This is a genomic window from Citrobacter sp. C13 (assembly GCF_014596815.2).
In the GTDB taxonomy this organism is placed as follows: Bacteria; Pseudomonadota; Gammaproteobacteria; order Enterobacterales; family Enterobacteriaceae; genus Citrobacter; species Citrobacter portucalensis.
In genome coordinates, this window is sequence record NZ_CP115024.1 from 927369 (window position 1) to 948252 (window position 20884).

At 53.8% G+C, this 20884-nt stretch carries 12 protein-coding genes and 3 tRNA genes; 9 read left to right on the forward strand and 6 right to left on the reverse strand.

Annotated features, from left to right (window positions below):
* Positions 1-9 precede the first annotated feature (9 nt).
* The 4 genes from recC to recD all read left to right on the forward strand — a co-directional run bounded on the left by recC (position 10) and on the right by recD (position 11810).
* Positions 10-3378, forward strand: coding sequence for an exodeoxyribonuclease V subunit gamma (recC, locus tag IB222_RS04525; protein ID WP_148361515.1), 3369 nt, complete (start codon positions 10-12; stop codon positions 3376-3378).
* 179 nt (positions 3379-3557) lie between these two features.
* Positions 3558-6446 (forward strand): pitrilysin, encoded by a 2889-nt coding sequence (gene ptrA / locus IB222_RS04530; protein WP_149385074.1) that lies wholly within the window; start codon positions 3558-3560, stop codon positions 6444-6446.
* The gene (recB, locus tag IB222_RS04535; RefSeq protein ID WP_149385073.1) at positions 6439-9984 is read left to right on the forward strand and encodes an exodeoxyribonuclease V subunit beta; all 3546 of its coding nucleotides are present in this window, start codon (positions 6439-6441) and stop codon (positions 9982-9984) included. Before ptrA ends, recB begins: the two co-directional genes overlap by 8 nt.
* The gene (gene recD / locus IB222_RS04540; RefSeq protein WP_063940938.1) at positions 9981-11810 is read left to right on the forward strand and encodes an exodeoxyribonuclease V subunit alpha; all 1830 of its coding nucleotides are present in this window, start codon (positions 9981-9983) and stop codon (positions 11808-11810) included. The genes recB and recD overlap by 4 nt, the downstream gene beginning before the upstream one ends.
* Before the next feature lie 96 nt (positions 11811-11906).
* On the opposite strand, the gene argA is transcribed toward recD, so the two are convergent.
* Positions 11907-13238 carry an amino-acid N-acetyltransferase gene (gene argA / locus IB222_RS04545; RefSeq protein WP_003034012.1) on the reverse strand — a complete coding sequence of 444 codons (1332 nt, stop codon included), beginning with the start codon at positions 13236-13238 and terminating at the stop codon, positions 11907-11909.
* 234 nt (positions 13239-13472) lie between these two features.
* On the opposite strand from argA, the gene amiC reads away from it, so the two are divergent.
* Positions 13473-14726 carry an N-acetylmuramoyl-L-alanine amidase AmiC gene (gene amiC, locus IB222_RS04550; RefSeq protein ID WP_003034016.1) on the forward strand — a complete coding sequence of 418 codons (1254 nt, stop codon included), beginning with the start codon at positions 13473-13475 and terminating at the stop codon, positions 14724-14726.
* Positions 14727-14800: 74 nt separating this feature from the next.
* Here the strand turns inward: amiC and IB222_RS04555 are convergent.
* The 3 genes from IB222_RS04555 to IB222_RS04565 all read right to left on the reverse strand — a co-directional run bounded on the left by IB222_RS04555 (position 14801) and on the right by IB222_RS04565 (position 15216).
* A tRNA-Met gene (locus IB222_RS04555) sits at positions 14801-14877 on the reverse strand.
* 33 nt (positions 14878-14910) lie between these two features.
* Positions 14911-14987 (reverse strand) — tRNA-Met (locus IB222_RS04560).
* Positions 14988-15139: 152 nt separating this feature from the next.
* A tRNA-Met gene (locus tag IB222_RS04565) sits at positions 15140-15216 on the reverse strand.
* Positions 15217-15421: 205 nt separating this feature from the next.
* Between IB222_RS04565 and mltA the strand changes: the two genes are divergently transcribed.
* Together mltA and tcdA are read left to right on the forward strand one after the other, a co-directional pair.
* Positions 15422-16519 (forward strand): murein transglycosylase A, encoded by a 1098-nt coding sequence (gene mltA, locus IB222_RS04570; protein ID WP_115454812.1) that lies wholly within the window; start codon positions 15422-15424, stop codon positions 16517-16519.
* Positions 16520-16627: 108 nt separating this feature from the next.
* Positions 16628-17434, forward strand: coding sequence for a tRNA cyclic N6-threonylcarbamoyladenosine(37) synthase TcdA (gene tcdA, locus IB222_RS04575; protein WP_003825630.1), 807 nt, complete (start codon positions 16628-16630; stop codon positions 17432-17434).
* Positions 17435-17511: 77 nt separating this feature from the next.
* Here the strand turns inward: tcdA and csdE are convergent, their stop codons facing one another.
* Together csdE and csdA are read right to left on the reverse strand one after the other, a co-directional pair.
* Positions 17512-17958: a cysteine desulfurase sulfur acceptor subunit CsdE gene (gene csdE / locus IB222_RS04580; RefSeq protein WP_126956651.1), complete on the reverse strand. Its 447-nt coding sequence runs from the start codon at positions 17956-17958 to the stop codon at positions 17512-17514.
* Positions 17958-19163, reverse strand: coding sequence for a cysteine desulfurase CsdA (gene csdA / locus IB222_RS04585; RefSeq protein WP_149384706.1), 1206 nt, complete (start codon positions 19161-19163; stop codon positions 17958-17960). The genes csdE and csdA overlap by 1 nt, the downstream gene beginning before the upstream one ends.
* Before the next feature lie 192 nt (positions 19164-19355).
* On the opposite strand from csdA, the gene IB222_RS04590 reads away from it, so the two are divergent.
* Together IB222_RS04590 and gcvA are read left to right on the forward strand one after the other, a co-directional pair.
* The gene (locus tag IB222_RS04590) at positions 19356-19583 is read left to right on the forward strand and encodes a YgdI/YgdR family lipoprotein (RefSeq protein WP_003825635.1); all 228 of its coding nucleotides are present in this window, start codon (positions 19356-19358) and stop codon (positions 19581-19583) included.
* 365 nt (positions 19584-19948) lie between these two features.
* Entirely contained in the window at positions 19949-20866 is a 918-nt protein-coding gene (gene gcvA, locus IB222_RS04595) for a glycine cleavage system transcriptional regulator GcvA (RefSeq protein ID WP_003034035.1), read from the forward strand.
* Positions 20867-20884: the final 18 nt, after the last annotated feature.

Sequence of the window (20884 nt, forward strand, 5' to 3'; positions counted from 1 at the left end):
GGAGTCGCTATGTTAAGGGTCTACCACTCCAACCGTCTGGATGTGCTGGAAGCGTTAATGGAATTTATCGTTGAGCGCGAGCGGCTGGACGACCCCTTTGAACCTGAGATGATCCTGGTTCAAAGCACCGGTATGGCGCAGTGGCTACAAATGACTCTTGCACAGAAGTTTAGTATTGCCGCCAATATCGATTTTCCGCTGCCCGCGAGTTTTATCTGGGATATGTTTGTGCGCGTGCTGCCGGATATCCCGAAAGAGAGTGCGTTCAGCAAACAGAGCATGAGCTGGAAGTTGATGACGCTGTTGCCACAATTGCTGGATAGCGATGACTTCGCATTGCTACGCCACTATCTGACGGACGACACTGATAAACGTAAGCTTTTTCAGCTTTCCTCGCGCGCGGCTGACCTTTTCGACCAGTATTTAGTCTACCGCCCTGACTGGTTGACCCAGTGGGAAGCGGGGCGACAGGTTGAGGGACTTGGCGAGTCTCAGGCCTGGCAGGCACCGTTGTGGAAAGCGCTGGTGGAATACACCGCGGAATTGGGCCAGCCGCGCTGGCATCGTGCCAATTTATACCAACGATTTATTCAGACGTTGAAAAACGCGTCCGAGTGCCCGCAGGGACTGCCTTCTCGCGTCTTTATTTGCGGTATTTCGGCGCTGCCGCCGGTTTATTTGCAGGCATTGCAGGCACTGGGTAAGCACATTGATATTCATCTGCTGTTTACCAACCCTTGTCGCTACTACTGGGGGGATATTAAAGATCCTGCCTGGCTGGCGAAGCTGATGGCACGTCAGCGTCGGCACAGTTTTGAAGAACGCCATCTGCCTCTGTTTCGTGATAACCAGAAAGCCGAAGGATTATTTAACAGCGATGGCGAACAGGATGTGGGCAACCCGATGCTGGCCTCATGGGGCAAACTGGGGCGCGATTACATTTACCTGCTTTCAGAGCTAGAGAATAGTCAGGAGCTGGATGCGTTCGTCGATATTACGCCTGACAATCTTTTGCACAATATTCAATCGGATATTCTGGAGCTTGAAAGTCATGCTGTGGCGGGCGTTACGCTGGAAGAATATTCCCGGAGCGACAATAAACGCCGGCTTGAGCTGAACGATACCAGCGTGACTTTCCATGTCTGCCATAGCCCGCAGCGCGAGGTGGAAATTCTTCATGACCGCCTGTTGGCCATGCTGGAAGCGGACCCAACGCTGACGCCGCGCGATATTATCGTGATGGTGGCGGACATCGACAGCTACAGCCCATTCATTCAGTCGGTCTTTGGCAGTGCGCCAGCCGAGCGTTACTTACCTTATGCGATTTCCGACCGTCGTGCGCGCCAGTCTCATCCCGTCTTACAGGCTTTTATTAGTCTGCTGTCTCTACCGGATAGCCGTTTTGTCTCCGAGGATGTCCTGGCGTTACTGGATGTCCCCGTGCTGGCGGCGCGTTTCAACATTGATGAAGAAGGGCTGCGCTATCTTCGCTTATGGGTCAATGAATCCGGGATTCGTTGGGGAATTGACGACGATAACGTGCGTGAACTGGAACTTCCGCCGACAGGTCAGCATACCTGGCAATTTGGTTTAACGCGTATGCTGCTCGGCTACGCGATGGAAAGCGCGCAGGGCGAGTGGCAATCGGTGTTGCCTTACGATGAGTCCAGCGGTTTGATTGCCGAGCTGGTAGGGCATCTGGCCTCGTTGCTGATGCAGCTTAATCTTTGGCGTAGAGGGTTAGCGCAGGAACGTCCGCTGGAAGAGTGGCTACCCGTTTGTCGGGAAATGCTTAATGATTTCTTCTTGCCGGATGCGGACACCGAAGCGGCGATGACGCTGATTGAACAGCAGTGGCAGGCTATTATCACTGAAGGTTTAGGGGCTGAGTACGGCGATGCAATACCGCTCTCTCTGTTACGTGATGAGCTGGCACAGCGCCTTGATCAGGAACGCATCAGCCAGCGCTTCCTGGCGGGTCCTGTTAACATTTGTACGCTGATGCCGATGCGCTCCATTCCGTTCAAAGTGGTGTGCCTGCTGGGTATGAACGATGGGGTTTATCCGCGTCAGCTTGCGCCGTTGGGTTTTGATTTAATGAGCCAAAAACCGATGCGGGGCGATCGCAGCCGTCGCGATGATGACCGCTATCTGTTCCTCGAAGCATTGATTTCGGCACAGCAGACGCTCTACATCAGCTACATTGGCCGCTCCATTCAGGACAACAGCGAGCGCTTCCCGTCGGTTCTGGTGCAAGAACTGATGGACTACATTGGGCAAAGCCATTATCTGCCGGGTGACGAATTGTTGACCTGCGATCAAAGCGAGGCAAGGGTAAAAGCGCACATAACCCGTTTGCATACCCGTATGCCCTTTGATGCACAAAACTATTTGCCGGGCGAACAGCAAAGCTATGCCCGGGAATGGCTGCCTGCGGCGAGTCTGTCAGGAAAAGCGCACACGGATTTTGTGCAGCCTCTTCCCTTTGAAATGCCAGAAACGCTAACGCTGGAAACGCTGCAGCGGTTTTGGGCACATCCGGTACGCGCCTTTTTCCAGATGCGTTTAAGGGTCAACTTCCGCTCTGAAGAGAGTGAGATCCCGGATACGGAACCTTTCACTCTTGAAGGGTTGACCCGCTACCAGCTTAATCAGCAATTGCTTAATACGCTGGTTGAAGAGAACGATGCTGAACGACTGTTCCGCCGTTTTCGTGCGGCGGGCGCGCTACCCTATGGGCCGTTTGGCGAAATTCTGTGGGATACGCAGCGTCAGGAAATGCAGTCGCTGGCTGAACGCATTATCGCCTGTCGTCAGCCCTGTCAGAGCATGGAAATCGATCTTAACTGTCACGGCGTGCAAATCACCGGCTGGCTGCCGCAGGTGCAAGAGGATGGTTTGTTGCGCTGGCGCCCATCTTTGATAAGCATTGCGCAGGGTGTGCAACTTTGGCTGGAACATCTTGTCTATTGTGCCAGTGGCGGTAGGGGAGAGAGCCGATTGTTCCTGCGTAAAGACGGAGAATGGCGTTTTCCGCCGCTGGATGCAGAACAGGCGTTGCTGTACCTGTCGCAACTCATTGAGGGGTATCGGGAAGGCATGTCGTCACCGTTGCTGGTATTACCCGAAAGCGGTGGTGCATGGATAAAAACCTGTTATGACGCCGCAAATGATGCCATGTTAGATGACGATGCAACGTTGCAAAAAGCGCGCAGTAAGTTTCTGCAAGCCTATGAAGGCAACATGATGGTACGTGGCGAAGGTGATGATATCTGGTATCAGCGTCTTTGGCGTCAACTGGATGCTGATACTCAGGAGGCTATTGTTTTACAGTCTCAGCGCTACCTGTTACCGATTTTTCGCTTTAATCAGTCATGATGATTGTATAAAAATTGCGCAATTCGATGGCTTCCACTATGATGCGCATTCTGTCACGGACTGATTCTTACAAAGAGAAGATGCTGGCTCGTTCAGCACATAGTCTTGCCCTGTTCAGGTCATGTATTTATACGTGGTTTGTAGTGAACAGGTGAATTCGTTAATGATGAGGTTTGTGAATGCCCCGCAGCACCTGGTTCAGCGCATTACTGTTGTTCGTCGCCCTTTGGGTTCCCGTAAGTCAGGCAGATACCGGTTGGCAGCCTTTAGCTGAAACCATCCGTAAAAGCGATAAAGACACCCGTCAGTATCAGGCCGTGCGCCTTGATAACGGCATGGTTGTGCTGCTGGTATCCGATCCTCAGGCCGTGAAATCCCTTTCTGCACTGGTAGTCCCCGTGGGCTCGCTGGAAGATCCGGACGATCATCAGGGGCTGGCGCACTATCTCGAACACATGTGTCTGATGGGCTCGAAAAAATACCCACAGCCGGACAGCCTGGCTGAATTCCTGAAAATGCACGGCGGTAGCCACAATGCCAGTACTGCGCCTTATCGTACGGCCTTCTATCTTGAAGTCGAAAACGACGCGCTGGTGGGGGCGGTGGATCGCCTGGCGGATGCTATTGCCGATCCATTGCTGGATAAAAAATATGCCGACCGCGAGCGTAACGCGGTTAACTCCGAGCTGACGCTGGCGCGTACCCGAGACGGGATGCGTATGGCGCAGGTGAGCGCTGAGACGATCAACCCGGCGCACCCTGGCTCGCGTTTCTCTGGCGGGAATCTCGAGACATTAAGCGATAAACCGGGCAACCCGGTGCTGCAGGCATTACAAAAATTTCATGAAAAGTACTACTCTGCTAACCTGATGAAGGCGGTGATTTATAGCAATAAACCGCTGCCAGAGCTGGCGCGGATAGCGGCTGACACCTTTGGGCGCGTACCGAACACAAATATCGCAAAGCCTGAAATTACCGTACCGGTCGTCACTGATGCGCAAAAGGGCATCATCATCCACTATGTTCCGGCAATGCCGCGTAAAGTATTGCGCGTCGAGTTTCGTATCGATAACAACAGCGCGCAGTTCCGCAGTAAAACCGATGAACTGGTGACCTACCTGATTGGCAATCGTAGCCCGGGCACGTTGTCTGACTGGCTGCAAAAGCAGGGCCTGGTTGAGGGTATTCGCGCGGACTCCGATCCGGTGGTCAACGGGAACAGCGGCGTATTAGCCATTTCCGCGACGTTAACCGACAAGGGGCTGGCGAACCGCGATGAAGTTGTCGCGGCAATCTTTAGCTACCTCAATTTGTTACGCGAGAAAGGTGTCGATAAACGCTATTTTGACGAGCTGGCGCACGTGCTGGATCTCGATTTCCGTTATCCCTCCATCACCCGTGATATGGACTACGTGGAATGGCTGGCTGATACCATGATCCGCGTTCCCGTCGAGCATACGCTGGATGCGGTGAATATTGCTGACCAGTACGATGCGAAAGCCGTTGAGCAACGTCTGGCAATGATGACGCCGCAGAATGCGCGTATCTGGTATATCAGCGCGAAAGAGCCGCATAATAAAACCGCTTATTTTGTCGATGCGCCTTACCAGGTGGATAAAATCAGCGACAAAACCTTTGACGACTGGCAGCAAAAAGCGCAGGGCATTGCGCTGTCGTTACCGGAGTTGAACCCCTACATTCCGGATGATTTCACGCTGATTAAGACGGATAAAAAATACGCTCATCCTGAGCTGATCGTTGATGAGCCGGATTTACGTGTGGTGTATGCCCCGAGCCAGTATTTTGCCAGCGAGCCAAAGGCTGACGTCAGCGTGATCCTGCGTAACCCGAAAGCCATGGACAGCGCCCGCAACCAGGTCTTATTCGCACTTAACGATTACCTGGCAGGGATTGCGCTCGATCAGTTAAGTAACCAGGCATCGGTAGGTGGAATTGGTTTCTCTACCAACGCTAACAATGGGTTGATGCTTAACGCCAACGGCTACACCCAACGTTTGCCGCAGCTTTTTCAGGCGCTGCTGAGCGGCTATTTCAGCTACACCTCAACGGACGAACAGCTGGAACAGGCGAAATCCTGGTATGCCCAGATGATGGATTCCGCAGAAAAGGGTAAAGCTTACGATCAGGCTATTATGCCGGTGCAGATGCTTTCTCAGGTGCCGTACTTCTCCCGCGACGAGCGCCGTAAACTGCTGCCTTCCATCACCCTGAAAGAGGTGATGACCTACCGCGACGCCTTAAAAACCGGTGCGCGACCTGAATTCCTGGTCATTGGCAATATGAGCGAAGCTCAGACGACGAGCATGGCGCGGGATATCCAAAAACAGCTAGGTGCGAACGGGTCACAGTGGTGTCGCAACAAAGATGTGGTTGTGGACAAGAAGCAGTCCGTCATCTTTGAAAAAGCAGGCAGCAGCACGGATTCAGCGCTGGCCGCGGTATTTGTGCCAACCGGATACGACGAATACGCCAGTTCAGCCTACAGCGCTATGTTAGGTCAGATTGTTCAGCCGTGGTTCTACAATCAGCTGCGTACTGAAGAACAGTTAGGCTACGCCGTATTTGCTTTCCCGATGAGCGTTGGCCGTCAGTGGGGAATGGGGTTCCTGCTGCAAAGCAGTGATAAGCAGCCGTCTTACCTCTGGGAGCGTTATAAAGCATTCTTCCCGACGGCGGAAGCGAAGCTGCGGGCGATGAAACCTGAAGAGTTTGCGCAAATTCAGCAGGCGATTATTGCGCAAATGCTGCAGGCGCCGCAAACGCTGGGGGCAGAAGCCTCACAGTTAAGCAAAGATTTTGATCGCGGCAATATGCGCTTCGATTCACGTGATAAAATAGTGGCTCAGATTAAACTGCTGACGCCGCAAAAACTTGCCGACTTCTTCCATCAGGCGGTGGTTGAGCCGCAAGGCATGGCGATATTGTCACAGGTTTCCGGCAGTCAGAATGGGAAAGCAGAATATGTGCACCCGGAAGGCTGGAAAGTGTGGCAGACCGTCAGCGCGTTGCAGCAAACCTTACCCCTGATGAGTGATAAGAATGAATGATGCCGCTGAGTCCCTTGATCCACTGCGCTTGCCCCTGACGGGCGAGCGTCTGATTGAAGCCTCTGCGGGCACCGGTAAAACCTTTACCATCGCCGCCCTGTATTTACGTTTACTGCTTGGACTGGGCGGCTCTGCCGCCTTTCCTCGTCCTCTGACCGTCGAAGAACTGCTGGTGGTCACCTTCACCGAGGCGGCTACCGAAGAGTTGCGCGGTCGAATTCGTAGCAATATTCATGAACTGCGAATTGCCTGCCTGCGTGAAACCACCGACAACCCGCTATATGCCCGTTTGTTAGATGAAATTGCCGATAAAAAACAGGCCGCGCAGTGGCTGCTATTGGCTGAAAGACAGATGGATGAAGCGGCGGTGTTTACCATCCACGGCTTTTGTCAGCGTATGCTCAGTCTCAACGCCTTTGAGTCAGGCATGCTGTTCGAACAGCAGCTGATAGAAGATGAATCGCTGCTGCGCTATCAGGCTTGCGCGGACTTCTGGCGTCGGCACTGCTACCCGCTGCCCCGCGACATTGCGCAGGTGGTTTTTGAAACGTGGAAAGGCCCGCAAGCGCTGCTGAGAGATATCGATCGCTATCTGCAGGGGGAAGCGCCGGTTATCAAGGCGCCACCGTCTGATGACGAAACGCTGGCCTCCCGGCATGAACAAATTCTCGTACGCATTAACCAGATCAAGCAGCAATGGCGTGATTCTGTTGATGAGCTGGATGGCCTGATGGAAGCCTCCGGAATTGACCGGCGTAAATTTAATCGCGGTAATCAGGGCAAGTGGATCGAAAAGATCAGCGCGTGGGCGCAGGAAGAAACACAAAGTTACCAGCTTCCTGACGCGCTGGAGAAATTCTCACAGCGTTTTCTGGAAGAGCGCACCAAAGCGGGTGGGATAACCCCTCAGCACCCGCTGTTTGTCGCTATTGATGAACTGCTTAGCGAACCGTTAACTCTCCGCGATCTGGTGATCACTCGTGCGCTGGCGGAGATCCGCTCGGCAGTTGCCGAGGAAAAACGTCGCCGCGGCGAGCTGGGTTTTGACGATATGCTCAGCCGTCTGGATGCGGCGTTGCGTAGTGAAAGCGGAGATGCGCTGGCGACGGCTATTCGTACTCGTTTTCCGGTCGCCATGATCGATGAATTCCAGGATACCGATCCGCAGCAGTACCGTATTTTTCGTCGGATCTGGCAGCATCAGCCGGATACCGCACTGCTGCTAATTGGTGATCCGAAACAGGCAATTTACGCGTTTCGCGGCGCGGATATCTTCACCTATATGAAGGCGCGCAGCGAAGTCAGCGCACACTATACGCTTGATACCAACTGGCGTTCGGCCCCCGGCATGGTCAATAGCGTGAATACGCTTTTCAGCCAGATGGACGACGCCTTTATGTTCCGCGAAATCCCTTTCAGCCCGGTAAAATCCGCAGAAAAAAACCAGGCGTTACGGTTTGTTTTACACGGCGAAACGCAGCCAGCTATGAGTATGTGGCTGATGGAAGGAGAAAGTTGCGGCGTAGGCGATTATCAGAGCTACATGGCCCAGGTGTGCGCCACACAAATTCGCGACTGGCTTAAGGCTGGGCATTCTGGCGCTGCGCAACTGGTCAGTGGCAAAGCATCCAGCCCGGTACGCGCGTCGGACATCAGCGTACTGGTGCGTAGCCGCCAGGAAGCGGCGCTGGTCCGTGATGCATTGACGCAACTGGCCATTCCCTCTGTCTACCTCTCCAACCGTGACAGCGTATTTGAAACGCTGGAAGCGCAGGAGTTGCTATGGGTGCTGCAGGCGGTGATGACGCCGGAACGTGAGAACACGTTGCGTAGCGCGCTGGCGACCTCAATGATGGGTCTGAATGCGCAGGATATTGAAGCGTTAAATACCGACGAGAATGCCTGGGATGCGGTGGTCGAAGAATTCGACGGCTATCGTCAGATCTGGCATAAACGCGGCGTGATGCCGATGCTACGTGCGCTGATGACGGCTCGCCAGATTGCAGAGAACCTGCTGGCGACGGCGGGAGGCGAACGTCGACTGACCGACATTTTACATATCAGCGAACTGTTGCAGGAAGCGGGCTCGCAGCTGGAAAGCGAGCATGCGCTGGTGCGCTGGTTGTCCCAGCATATTCTTGAACCCGACAGCAACGCGTCCAGCCAGCAGCTCAGGCTGGAAAGCGACAAGCATCTGGTCAAAATCGTCACCATCCATAAATCGAAAGGGCTGGAATATCCGCTGGTCTGGCTGCCGTTTATCACCAATTTCCGCGTCCAGGATCAAGCTTTCTATCACGATCGCAGCTCTTTTGAAGCGGTGCTGGATCTCAGCGATGCCGAGGAGAGCGTTGAGCTAGCCGAAGCAGAGCGTCTGGCGGAAGACCTGCGTTTGCTGTATGTCGCGCTAACCCGTTCGGTATGGCACTGCAGCCTTGGTGTTGCGCCGTTGGTACGACGTCGGGGCGATAAAAAAGGGGATACCGATGTGCATCAGAGCGCCCTTGGTCGCCTGTTGCAAAAAGGTGAGCCGATGGATGCCGTGGGTCTGCGTAGCGCGATTGAAGCGCTTTGCAGCAACGATATTGCTTGCCAGACTCCCGCGCAGCCTGACGGTGAACCCTGGCAGGTTGCGCAGGCTGTTAGCAGCGAACTGAGTGCAAAAATACTGCAGCGTAAGCCCGGTGATAGCTGGCGCGTGACCAGTTATTCCGGTCTGCAACAGCGTGGACAGGGTATCGCGCAGGATCTGATCCCACGACTGGATATCGATGCCGCAGGCGTCGGTGAGGTTATTGAAGAATCAGGACTTACACCGCATCAGTTCCCGCGCGGCGCTTCGCCAGGTACGTTCTTGCATAGCCTGTTTGAAGATCTCGATTTTACGCAACCGGTGGATCCGCATTGGGTCGAGGAGCAACTGGCGTTGGGCGGTTATGACGCACACTGGACGCCGGTTTTGACCGAATGGCTGGACGCCATTTTGCAGGCGCCTCTCAACGAGACGGGCGTGAGTTTGAGCCAGCTATCCGCGCGTGAAAAACAGGTGGAGATGGAGTTTTATCTGCCGATTTCGCAGCCGTTAATGGCCAACCAGCTTGATGCGTTAATTCGCCAATACGATCCGCTCTCGGCGGGGTGCCCTGCGTTGGACTTTATGCAGGTTCGCGGCATGCTGAAAGGCTTTATTGACCTGGTATTCCGCCACCAGGGGCGTTATTACCTGCTCGATTACAAATCGAACTGGCTGGGCGAAGACAGCTCTGCCTATACGCAGCAGGCGATGGCCTCTGCCATGCAGGCGCATCGCTACGACCTTCAATACCAACTTTATACCCTCGCGCTGCATCGCTACTTACGCCATCGCATTGCTGATTACGATTATGAACGCCATTTTGGCGGCGTTATCTATCTCTTCCTGCGCGGCGTTGACAGTGAAAATCTGCAGCAGGGAATTTACGCGACCCGACCTGACGGAGAGTTGATTGCATTGATGGACGAGATGTTTGCCGGTGCGGTGCAGGAGACGATGTTATGACAATCCAGAAACGATTTCTGGAGGCTGTTGAGCAAAAACAGCTCCGGCCTCTGGATGCTCAGTTCGCGCTGGCGGTTGCCGGAAGTGACAACCCAGCTGTTGCGCTGGCTGCGGCGTTGCTCAGCCGTGAAGCGGGAGAAGGGCACGTCTGCTTACCGCTATCACGGTTATCTCTGAGCGAGGACGCGCATCCTCTGTTAAGCGCCTGGCTCGCTGAAACGGGCGAGCCTGAAGACTGGGCGGAATGTCTGCTGGCTTCCAGTGCGGTAAGCCGTGGCGAGCAACCTACGCCGCTGGTGCTGTACGGCGATCGCCTGTATCTGAACCGAATGTGGCATAACGAACGTACGGTAGCTCGCTTTTTCAGTGAAGTGAACCACGCCATTGAAGTGGATGAACAACGGTTGACCCACACGCTGGCGGCGCTGTTTCCGCCATCGGAGGGGGTTAACTGGCAAAAAGTAGCCGCTGCTGTTGCGCTCACCCGCCGGATATCAGTGATCTCCGGCGGACCGGGGACGGGAAAAACGACAACGGTTGCAAGGCTGCTGGCGGCGTTGATTCAAATGGCAGACGGTGAGCGCTGTCGTATTCGACTGGCGGCGCCAACGGGAAAAGCGGCTGCGCGCCTGACCTCCTCACTAGGAGCGGCGCTACGAGAACTACCGCTAACCGATGAGCAAAAGAAACGCATCCCCGATGACGCCAGTACGCTGCATCGATTATTAGGCGCTCAGCCTGGCAGTCAGCGCCTGCGTCATCATGCGGGAAACCCGCTGCATTTGGATGTGCTGGTGGTGGATGAAGCCTCGATGATCGATTTGCCTATGATGTCGCGCCTTATCGATGCGCTGCCGCCGCACGGACGGGTGATTTTTCTGGGCGATCGCGACCAGCTCGCTTCCGTCGAAGCGGGGGCGGTGCTGGGGGATATCTGTGCTTTCGTCGGTGACGGGTTTACCCCGGAACGCGCCCGCCAGCTCAGTCGCCTGACCGGAAGCGCTATTCCGGCAGGTACGGGAACTCAGGCTGCTGCTCTGCGCGACAGTCTGTGCCTGCTGCAAAAGAGCTACCGTTTCGGCAGCGATTCCGGAATCGGTCAGTTGGCTGCTGCGATTAATTGCGGCGATAAATCTGCGATAAAAACGATTTTCCAGCAGGGATTTAGCGACATCGAAAAACGCACGCTACACAGCAGCGAGGATTACGCCGCGATGCTGGATGAGGCGCTGGCGGGTTATGGGCATTACCTGGATTTGCTGCGCGAGGGCGCAGAGCCAGGAGCTGTCATTCAGGCCTTCAATGAGTATCAACTGCTATGCGCCCTGCGGGAAGGTCCGTTTGGCGTTAGTGGTTTGAATGAACGCATTGAGCAGGTTATGGCGCAAAAACGTAAAATTCATCGTTCGACGCATAGCCGCTGGTATGAGGGAAGGCCGGTGATGATCGCGCGCAATGACAGTTCGCTGGGATTATTTAACGGTGATATCGGCATTGCCCTCGACCGTGGACAGGGCCTGAGGGTGTGGTTTGCGTTGCCGGATGGTTCTATCAAATCGGTGCAGCCCAGCCGCTTGCCTGAACATGAAACCACCTGGGCGATGACGGTGCACAAATCGCAGGGATCTGAGTTTGACCACGCGGCGTTGATTTTACCCAGCCAGCATTCACCCGTGGTTACCCGCGAGCTGGTCTATACCGCCGTTACCCGCGCGCGTCGCCGCTTGTCGCTGTATGCCGATGAGCGGATATTGAGCCGCGCCATTGCCACCCGCACTGAACGTCGCAGCGGACTGTCAGCATTATTTAATGACGGCATGATGTAGATGTAGGCCGGATAAGCGTCAGCGCCATCCGGCCTAAAAAAATGTGCCAGCGATGTAGGCCGGATAAGGCTGTTATGCCGCATCCGGCAACCACTCCTATGCCAAATCCGCCATCAGCACTTTTGACCGCCGCTGATAGTTGTACATCTCTTTCTTGCTTTCCGGCAGCAGGTCGATATCCACCGGCGTGAAGCCGCGCTCCTGGAACCAGTGGATGCTGCGTGTGGTTAACACAAACAGCTTGCTCAACCCCATTTGCCGGGCCTGCGCGGCGATTCGTTCCAGCAACACTTCCCCGCGTGACGAGCTACGGTAGTCCGGATGCACTGCCACGCACGCCATTTCGCCAATTCTCTCTTCCGGGAAAGGGTACAGAGCGGCACAGGCGATGGTCAGGTTATCACGCTGAATAATCGTGAATTTGTCGATCTCCATTTCCAACTGCTCGCGCGAGCGGCGAACCAGAATACCTTGCTGCTCCAGCGGGCGGATAAGCTCCAGAATCCCGCCGATATCGTTAATGGTAGCGCGACGGATCTGCTCGGCGCTTTCCATCACGATCTGCGTACCGATCCCGTCGCGGGAGAACAGTTCCTGCAGCAATGCACCATCTTCCTGATAGCTGATCAGATGGCAGCGTCGTACGCCACTGCGACAGGCCTTCACTGCCCCACGCAGGAAGCGCACCGTGCCGGAGCTGTAATCGCCTTTCTCTTCCTGCAACTCAACGCGAGCCTGAGCTTCGTTAGGAAACAGCTCGGAAATAATATCGCCGTCATCGTTGGTGACACCCTGAGAGGAGCAAAAGCCGATCATTTTCTCGGCCTTCAGTTTGATAGCCAACTGCGTGGCGACCTCTTCTGACGTCAGGTTAAAGCTCTCACCGGTGACGGAAACGGCAACCGGGCCCATCAGCACAATTGCGCCGCTGTCTAACTGGCGGTGAATGGCATCTTCATCAATACGACGAATACGCCCGCTATGGCAGTAATCTACGCCGTCATCAACGCCCAGCGGCTGAGAGATAATAAAATTACCGCTGACCACATTGATGTGAGCACCCTGCAATGGCGTATTATTCAGGCTCATCGACAGGCGGGCGGTAATATCAAGCTGAAGTAAACCCGCAGCCTGTTTGACCAGCTCCAGCGTTTTAGCGTCGGTAACGCGCGTATTTTTGTGGTACACCGGCTCATGATGATGCGCCGCAAGATTGGCATCAATCTGCGGTCGTGCGCCATAGACCACGACCAGGCGGATGCCGAGGCTATGAAGAAGACCAATGTCATTGACGATACTGGAAAAATTTTCATGCTCGATGGCTTCGCCGCCCAGCATAATGACAAACGTTTTTCCCCGATGGGTATTGATATAGGGAACAGAATGGCGGAATCCCTGTACCAGTTCGGTTCTACGCTCCTTCACCACGGCACATCCTCGTTGCATGATTATTCGTAATTTGTGTATTTTTATTCTGTTTTTGCGCTGTGCGCAAGCGTAATTTTTACCCATGCCGAAGATTTTTCTCAGTAATGCCGTGAATATAAAAAGAATGTTTACCCTTTTATAGATGACAGATTATGCGTCATTCGCTAAAGTTTCCGGTCAATTCGGACGTTTTACGTATTACCTCTAAAAAAGATTTCTTTGCTCGGGAGAAGCATGTCGGGATCCAATTCAGCAATCAGTCGCCGCCGTTTATTGAAAGGTGCGGGTGCTATGTGGCTTTTGAGCGTCAGCCAGGTGGGTCTGGCGGCCGTGAGTCAGGTCGTTGCCGTCCGTATCTGGCCTGCGTCCAGCTACACTCGCGTCACGGTAGAATCTAACCGTCTGCTGAAATACAAACAGTTTGCCCTGAGTAATCCTGAGCGTGTGGTTGTGGATATTGAAGACGTTAATTTGAACTCGGTGCTCAAGGGCATTGGGACGCAGATTCGTCCTGACGATCCGTATATTAAGTCTGCGCGCGTTGGCCAGTTTGATCCAAAGACCGTGCGGATGGTGTTCGAGCTGAAACAGAATGTGAAGCCGCAACTTTTCGCGCTGGCTCCGGTGGCAGGCTTTAAAGAACGTCTGGTGATGGATCTCTATCCCGCGAATGCCCAGGACGTTCAGGACCCGCTGCTGGCATTGCTGGAAGATTACAACAAGGGCGATCTGGATAAACAGGTGCCACCTGCACAAAGTGGCCCACAGCCGGGTAAAGCGGGGCGCGATCGTCCCATTGTCATTATGCTGGATCCGGGCCACGGCGGAGAAGACTCCGGTGCGGTGGGGAAATACAAGACGCGTGAAAAGGATGTGGTGCTGCAGATTGCCCGCCGCCTGCGAGCCCTCATAGAGAAAGAGGGCAACATGAAGGTCTTTATGACACGAAATGAAGATATCTTCATTCCGCTTAAAGTCCGCGTGGCGAAAGCGCAGAAGCAGCGTGCTGACCTGTTTGTCTCTATTCACGCCGATGCCTTTACCAGTCGACAACCCAGCGGTTCGTCGGTGTTTGCGCTCTCGACCAAAGGCGCGACAAGTACCGCCGCGAAATATCTGGCGCAGACCCAGAACGCCTCGGATCTCATTGGTGGCGTCAGTAAGAGCGGTGACCGCTACGTCGACCACACCATGTTCGATATGGTGCAGTCGCTGACCATCGCCGACAGCCTGAAGTTTGGTAAAGCGGTATTGAACAAGCTTGGCAAAATCAACAATCTGCACAAGAATCAGGTTGAACAGGCCGGGTTTGCGGTACTAAAAGCGCCAGATATCCCGTCTATTCTGGTCGAAACGGCATTTATCAGTAACGTTGAGGAAGAGCGTAAACTCAAAACGGCGACCTTCCAGCAGGAAGTTGCAGAGTCGATTCTGGCAGGGATTAAAGCCTACTTTGCCGATGGGGCGACGCTGGCGAGAAGGGGATAACAAAAAAGCGCTGAAAAGCGCTTTTTTTATGGGCGACAGAAACAAAAAAACACCCGTTAAGGTGTTTAATGTGTTGGTTGCGGGGGCCGGATTTGAACCGACGACCTTCGGGTTATGAGCCCGACGAGCTACCAGGCTGCTCCACCCCGCGTCACCGTACTGCTTATATTTTATCAAATTTGATTGGTTGCGGGGGCCGGATTTGAACCGACGACCTTCGGGTTATGAGCCCGACGAGCTACCAGGCTGCTCCACCCCGCGTCCGTCTTTTTGCTTCGTATTTCAAACCACATCAGCGTTGGCTTTCCTCGTTCACCTCAGTCACTTACTGGAGTAAGCTCCTAAGGATTCACTGCGTCGCCGCCTTGCTGTGATTCGAACTACTTTGCAAAAATCTTACATCAAATTTTAATTGGTTGCGGGGGCCAGATTTGAACTGACGACCTTCGGGTTATGAGCCCGACGAGCTACCAGGCTGCTCCACCCCGCGTCCGTGGATGCGCACTATACTCTGCTCGCATTTTCATGCAACCCTTTTTTCACCTTGATCACGTTTTTAGGGTGAAAATGAACAAAAACAACGCATTCTGGATTATTTTTTGCTCAAAATTTGCGTTCGGGTATGTATACGCATTTCATTAGGTTCGGGGGTTTGTTATCTTCGTCTCGCATTCAGGCAACATAAGACGAGAACAATGAAAGGACGTTGGGCAAAATATCTTCTGGCGGGAGCTGTAGTCGCGATGCTCGCCGCGTGTTCCTCAAAACCCACCGATCGTGGGCAGCAGTATAAAGACGGGAAATTTACCCAGCCTTTCTCACTGGTGAACCAGCCTGATGCGGTTGGCGCACCAATCAATGCCGGTGATTTCGCCGAGCAGGTTAATCAGATTCGCAGCGCTTCGCCACGTTTGTACGGTAACCAGAGCAATGTCTACAACGCTATCCAGCAATGGTTACGTGCGGGCGGTGATACGCGCAGTATGCGCCAGTTTGGTATTGATGCCTGGCAAATGGAAGGGGCGGACAACTACGGTAACGTCCAGTTTACCGGTTACTACACACCGGTTATCCAGGCGCGCCATACGCGCCAGGGCGAGTTTCAGTATCCTATCTATCGCATGCCGCCAAAACGTGGGCGCTTACCATCTCGTGCCGAGATCTACGCGGGCGCGCTAAGCGACAATTATATTCTGGCATACAGCAACTCCCTGATGGATAACTTCATTATGGATGTTCAGGGCAGTGGCTACATCGATTTTGGCGATGGCAGCCCGCTCAACTTCTTTAGCTATGCCGGGAAAAATGGCCACGCCTATCGCAGTATCGGTAAAGTGCTTATCGACCGTGGCGAAGTGAAAAAAGAAGATATGTCGATGCAGGCTATTCGCCACTGGGGTGAGACGCACAGCGAAGCCGAAGTGCGTGAGCTGCTGGAACAGAACCCATCGTTTGTCTTCTTTAAACCGCAATCTTTTGCTCCGGTGAAAGGGGCCAGCGCGGTGCCGCTGATTGGCCGCGCGTCCGTAGCTTCTGACCGTAGTATCATTCCTGCGGGCACAACGTTACTGGCGGAAGTCCCGTTACTGGACAATAACGGCAAGTTTACCGGCCAGTACGAACTGCGCCTGATGGTGGCGTTAGATGTGGGTGGGGCTATTAAAGGGCAACACTTCGACATCTATCAGGGTATTGGCGCTGACGCCGGACACCGTGCCGGGTGGTATAATCACTACGGTCGCGTATGGGTACTAAAAACAGCGCCGGGTGCTGGTAACGTGTTCAGCGGTTAATTGCCGGATGGTGCTTCGCTTATCAAGCCTACATTATTGAGTAGGCCTGATAAGGCGTAGCCGACATCAGGTAGTCAGACTGCTCGGTATTAATGAATTTGAGGTTCTATGTCTGTGGTTATTAGCGATGCCTGGCGCCAACGTTTTGGTGGTACGGCACGTCTGTATGGCGAAAATGCGTTGCAGCTGTTTGCCCAATCGCACGTTTGCGTGGTTGGGATTGGCGGAGTAGGGTCATGGGCGGCGGAAGCGCTGGCGCGAACCGGTATTGGCGCTATCACACTCATTGATATGGATGATGTGTGCGTCACCAATACAAACCGCCAGATCCATGCGCTGCGTGATAACGTCGGTCTGGCAAAAGCTGAAGTGATGGCGGAGCGTATCCGACAAATTAACCCGGAGTGCCGGGTGAACGTGGTCGATGATTTTGTTACGCCAGATAACGTTGCTGAATATATGAATGCAGGATTTTCGTACGTCATCGATGCGATTGATAGCGTGCGCCCAAAAGCGGCACTGATCGCGTACTGTCGGCGTAACAAAATTCCGCTGGTGACCACCGGTGGTGCGGGCGGACAGATCGATCCTACGCAGATTCAGGTCGTTGATTTGGCAAAAACCATCCAGGATCCGCTGGCGGCCAAGCTGCGTGAGCGGCTGAAAAGCGATTTTGGCGTGGTGAAAAACAGCAAAGGCAAGCTGGGCGTGGACTGCGTGTTCTCGACCGAAGCGCTGGTTTACCCGCAGGCGGATGGCTCGGTATGTGCGATGAAAGCGACGGCGGAAGGGCCGAAGCGTATGGATTGCGCGTCCGGGTTTGGCGCGGCTACCATGGTGACAGCCACCTTTGGCTTTGTTGCTGTCTCCCATGCGCTGAAGAAGATGATGGCGAAGGCCGCGCGTCAGGCCTGATTGTGTCGGATGGCGCTATGCTTATCCGACCTACGGTTCGTGCAGTGTTGTAGGCCGGATAAGACGTATCTGCGTCGTCATCCGACTTTCTGGGCCGCCTCGAGAATCGCCTCGTTTAGAGCATGCAGCCCCTGGCTACGCGAGGCGCTGAGCTGCGCGCGTAAACCCAGTTCGTCAAATAACGCCATCGGCGAACGCGCCAGTAACTCGGCTGCGGTTTTACCTTCGACCGCCGTGAGTAATACCGCCAACAGCCCGCGTACTATTCGACCTTCGCTGTCGCCGAAGAAATGCAGAGTGCCATTCTCATGAAGAGTATGCCCCAGCCAGACGCGGTTTTCGCAGCCCGAAATTTCTTTGGCCTGCGCCTTTAGCGTATCCGGAAGCGCCGGCAACTGCTTACCCAGCAGAATCAGCTGGCGATATTTATCTTCCCACTGAGTAAGCGGGATAAAGGTATTGCGTAACGTCTCTTCGGTTACGGTTGTGCCAAACGGGTGTCCGGCGAACAGAGGGCTTGTCATTAATCCACCAATATTTCCAGCGCGCGGTCGACGGCTGCGACCAACGCATCCACATCGCTTTGGGTATTATAAGGGGCAAATGAGGCGCGTAGTGTTCCGGATACGCCAAGTTCCGCCAGCAGCGGCTGTGCACAGTGTTGCCCCGCGCGCAGCGCAATGCCATATTCGGCCAGCAGAGTGACCATATCGCTGTGATGAACACCCGCGAAATCAAAGGCTAACAGACTGGAGTCCTGGCAGCGGAAGGAACGAAAGCCAGGGCGTTTCGCCAGGGCATCTTCTGCCAGCGTCGCCAGACCCCGGCTCCAGTTTTCTGCCTGTGCAACGTCGACGTCCGCCAGCCATTCGAGCGCCGCGCTTAGCCCGATAACGCCAGCAACGTTAGGCGTACCGGCTTCCAGCTTCCATGGTGCGGGCTGGGTGGTGAAACCGTCAAAACTGACTTCGCTAATCATCTTACCGCCCCCAAGCCAGGGAGACATGGCTTCCAGCAGTTCCGGCTTACCGTACAGCACGCCAATACCGGTGGGGCCATATAGCTTGTGGCCTGAAAACGCATAGAAATCAATATCCAACTGCTGTACATCGGCAGGGTAATGCATAATCCCCTGGGCACCATCAACTATCACCACCATGCCAGCCGCATGGGCGAGCGTAATGGCGCGGGCCAGATCCGGGCAGCCACCGGTGACGTTCGACATTTGCCCGAGCGCCAGAATGCGGCTGCGCGGGGTAATGAGCTGCGTGAGGCGCTCAACGTCTGGCAATAAATGGGGGTTGAGTGGGAGTTTGACGACCTTAGCCCCCGTTTGCTCCGCGACCATCAGCCAGGGAACGAGGTTGGCGTGATGTTCCGCTGCGCTGACGATAATCTCATCACCCGGTTGAAGGCGTGGACGCGCATAGCTTTGGGCAACCATGTTGATCGCTTCCGTTGTGCCGCGGGTCCAGACGATGGTTTTGTCATCCGACGCATTAATCAGGTGTGCGACTTTTTCCCGCGCGGCTTCATAGCGTGCGGTCAGGCGCTGGGCTTCAGCAAACTGGCTGCGATGGACGTTCCCGGCACTCAGGCTATAAAACTGATGGGTTGCCTCAATGACCGCCTGCGGCTTCAGTGCCGTAGCAGCGCTGTCGAGATAAACGCCAGCATCGTTGAGTGCGGGAAATTGTGCGCGAAACTGCGCGGGGTTAAAAGCGTTCATGGTATTCCTCAGTTCAGTAAACCGATCGTGGCGCAAAAAGGGCATTGATACAAGGGTTGTGCTAACCATCGGAATACTCTGGATATCCTGGCAAAGCCCGTTCAGTGTCTTATGCTAAATAGCGTTAGGCGAACAATTTTGCCTGTTACGGAGTATGTTTTTAATAGCATAAATCGCTTTAAGGAGAAGAAGATGAAAAAGACTGCCGCCATAATTTCTGCCTGTATGCTGACTTTTGCCCTGAGCGCCTGTTCTGGTTCGAATTACGTGATGCACACCAATGATGGCCGATCAATCGTAGCTGATGGTAAACCACAGACCGATAATGAGACGGGGATGATTTCGTATAAAGACGCTAACGGCAACAAACAGCAGATTAACCGTACTGACGTGAAAGAGATGGTAGAACTGGAGCAATAATAGCAGGTCGGCCATCGACGAAACGTGGACAAAAAAAAGCACCGCAATTTGGCGGTGCTACATTAATCACTATGGACAGACAGGGTAAATGTACAGGAAGTGAAAAAGGGTAGCTTTGCTACCATGGTCTGAATCGCAGACCAATTGCAAACACAACAACACAACATCACAACCGTAAGCCAAAAGCCCACCAGAACACGCATTCCGATAAAACTTTTCGTTCCGGCTTCAGGAAGTGCCGCCACTATAGGTATTTGCTGGTAGAACCTCAACGGACAATTTATAATGGCTCAGATAAAAAAAACTAATAGGTTACAGCCTGTTAGCTAATTGTTAAATTCATTTAACATCAAAGCCTAAAAGTCATGTCAAAACGATTACCACCCTTAAATGCGTTACGTGTTTTTGATGCTGCAGCGCGTCATTTAAGCTTTACTCGCGCAGCAGAAGAGCTTTTTGTGACGCAGGCCGCAGTAAGTCACCAAATCAAGTCACTTGAGGATTTTTTGGGGCTAAAACTGTTTCGTCGACGCAATCGATCTTTGCTGTTAACGGAAGAAGGTCAAAGCTACTTTCTCGACATTAAAGAGATTTTTTCGCAATTAACCGACGCGACGCGTAAACTTCAGGCACGCAGTGCAAAAGGTGCGCTTACCGTGAGTTTATTGCCCAGTTTTGCGATCCAATGGCTGGTGCCCAGACTCTCTAGCTTTAACTCAGCTTATCCGGGAATCGATGTCAGGATCCAGGCGGTGGACCGTCAGGAAGACAAACTGGCTGATGATGTTGATGTGGCGATTTTCTACGGACGTGGCAACTGGCCGGGTCTGCGCGTGGAAAAATTGTACGCAGAATATTTATTGCCGGTCTGCTCTCCGCTGTTGCTTACCGGTGATAAACCGCTAAAGACACCGGACGACCTGGCAAAACACACTTTATTGCATGATGCGTCGCGACGAGACTGGCAAGCCTATACGCGCCAGCTTGGCCTGAATCATATCAACGTACAGCAAGGACCTATCTTCAGCCATAGCGCCATGGTGCTACAGGCTGCTATCCATGGACAGGGGATCGCGCTGGCTAACAACGTCATGGCGCAGTCCGAAATTGAAGCCGGACGTCTGGTCTGTCCGTTTAACGATGTTCTGGTCAGCAAAAACGCATTTTATCTGGTTTGTCATGACAGTCAGGCAGAACTGGGTAAAATAGCCGCCTTCCGTCAGTGGATTCTGGCGAAAGCGGCCACGGAACAAGAAAAATTCCGCTTTCGTTATGAACAATAATTTACGTAGGGTATTCAA

Excerpts from the sequence above, each read along its gene's own strand:
- recC (WP_148361515.1), top strand. The coding sequence starts at position 10 with ATGTTAAGGGTCTACCACTCCAACCGTCTGGATGTGCTGGAAGCGTTA.
- ptrA (WP_149385074.1), top strand. The coding sequence starts at position 3,558 with ATGCCCCGCAGCACCTGGTTCAGCGCATTACTGTTGTTCGTCGCCCTT.
- recB (WP_149385073.1), top strand. The coding sequence starts at position 6,439 with ATGAATGATGCCGCTGAGTCCCTTGATCCACTGCGCTTGCCCCTGACG.
- recD (WP_063940938.1), top strand. The coding sequence starts at position 9,981 with ATGACAATCCAGAAACGATTTCTGGAGGCTGTTGAGCAAAAACAGCTC.
- amiC (WP_003034016.1), top strand. The coding sequence starts at position 13,473 with ATGTCGGGATCCAATTCAGCAATCAGTCGCCGCCGTTTATTGAAAGGT.
- mltA (WP_115454812.1), top strand. The coding sequence starts at position 15,422 with ATGAAAGGACGTTGGGCAAAATATCTTCTGGCGGGAGCTGTAGTCGCG.
- tcdA (WP_003825630.1), top strand. The coding sequence starts at position 16,628 with ATGTCTGTGGTTATTAGCGATGCCTGGCGCCAACGTTTTGGTGGTACG.
- csdE (WP_126956651.1), bottom strand. The coding sequence starts at position 17,958 with ATGACAAGCCCTCTGTTCGCCGGACACCCGTTTGGCACAACCGTAACC.
- csdA (WP_149384706.1), bottom strand. The coding sequence starts at position 19,163 with ATGAACGCTTTTAACCCCGCGCAGTTTCGCGCACAATTTCCCGCACTC.
- IB222_RS04590 (WP_003825635.1), top strand. The coding sequence starts at position 19,356 with ATGAAAAAGACTGCCGCCATAATTTCTGCCTGTATGCTGACTTTTGCC.
- gcvA (WP_003034035.1), top strand. The coding sequence starts at position 19,949 with ATGTCAAAACGATTACCACCCTTAAATGCGTTACGTGTTTTTGATGCT.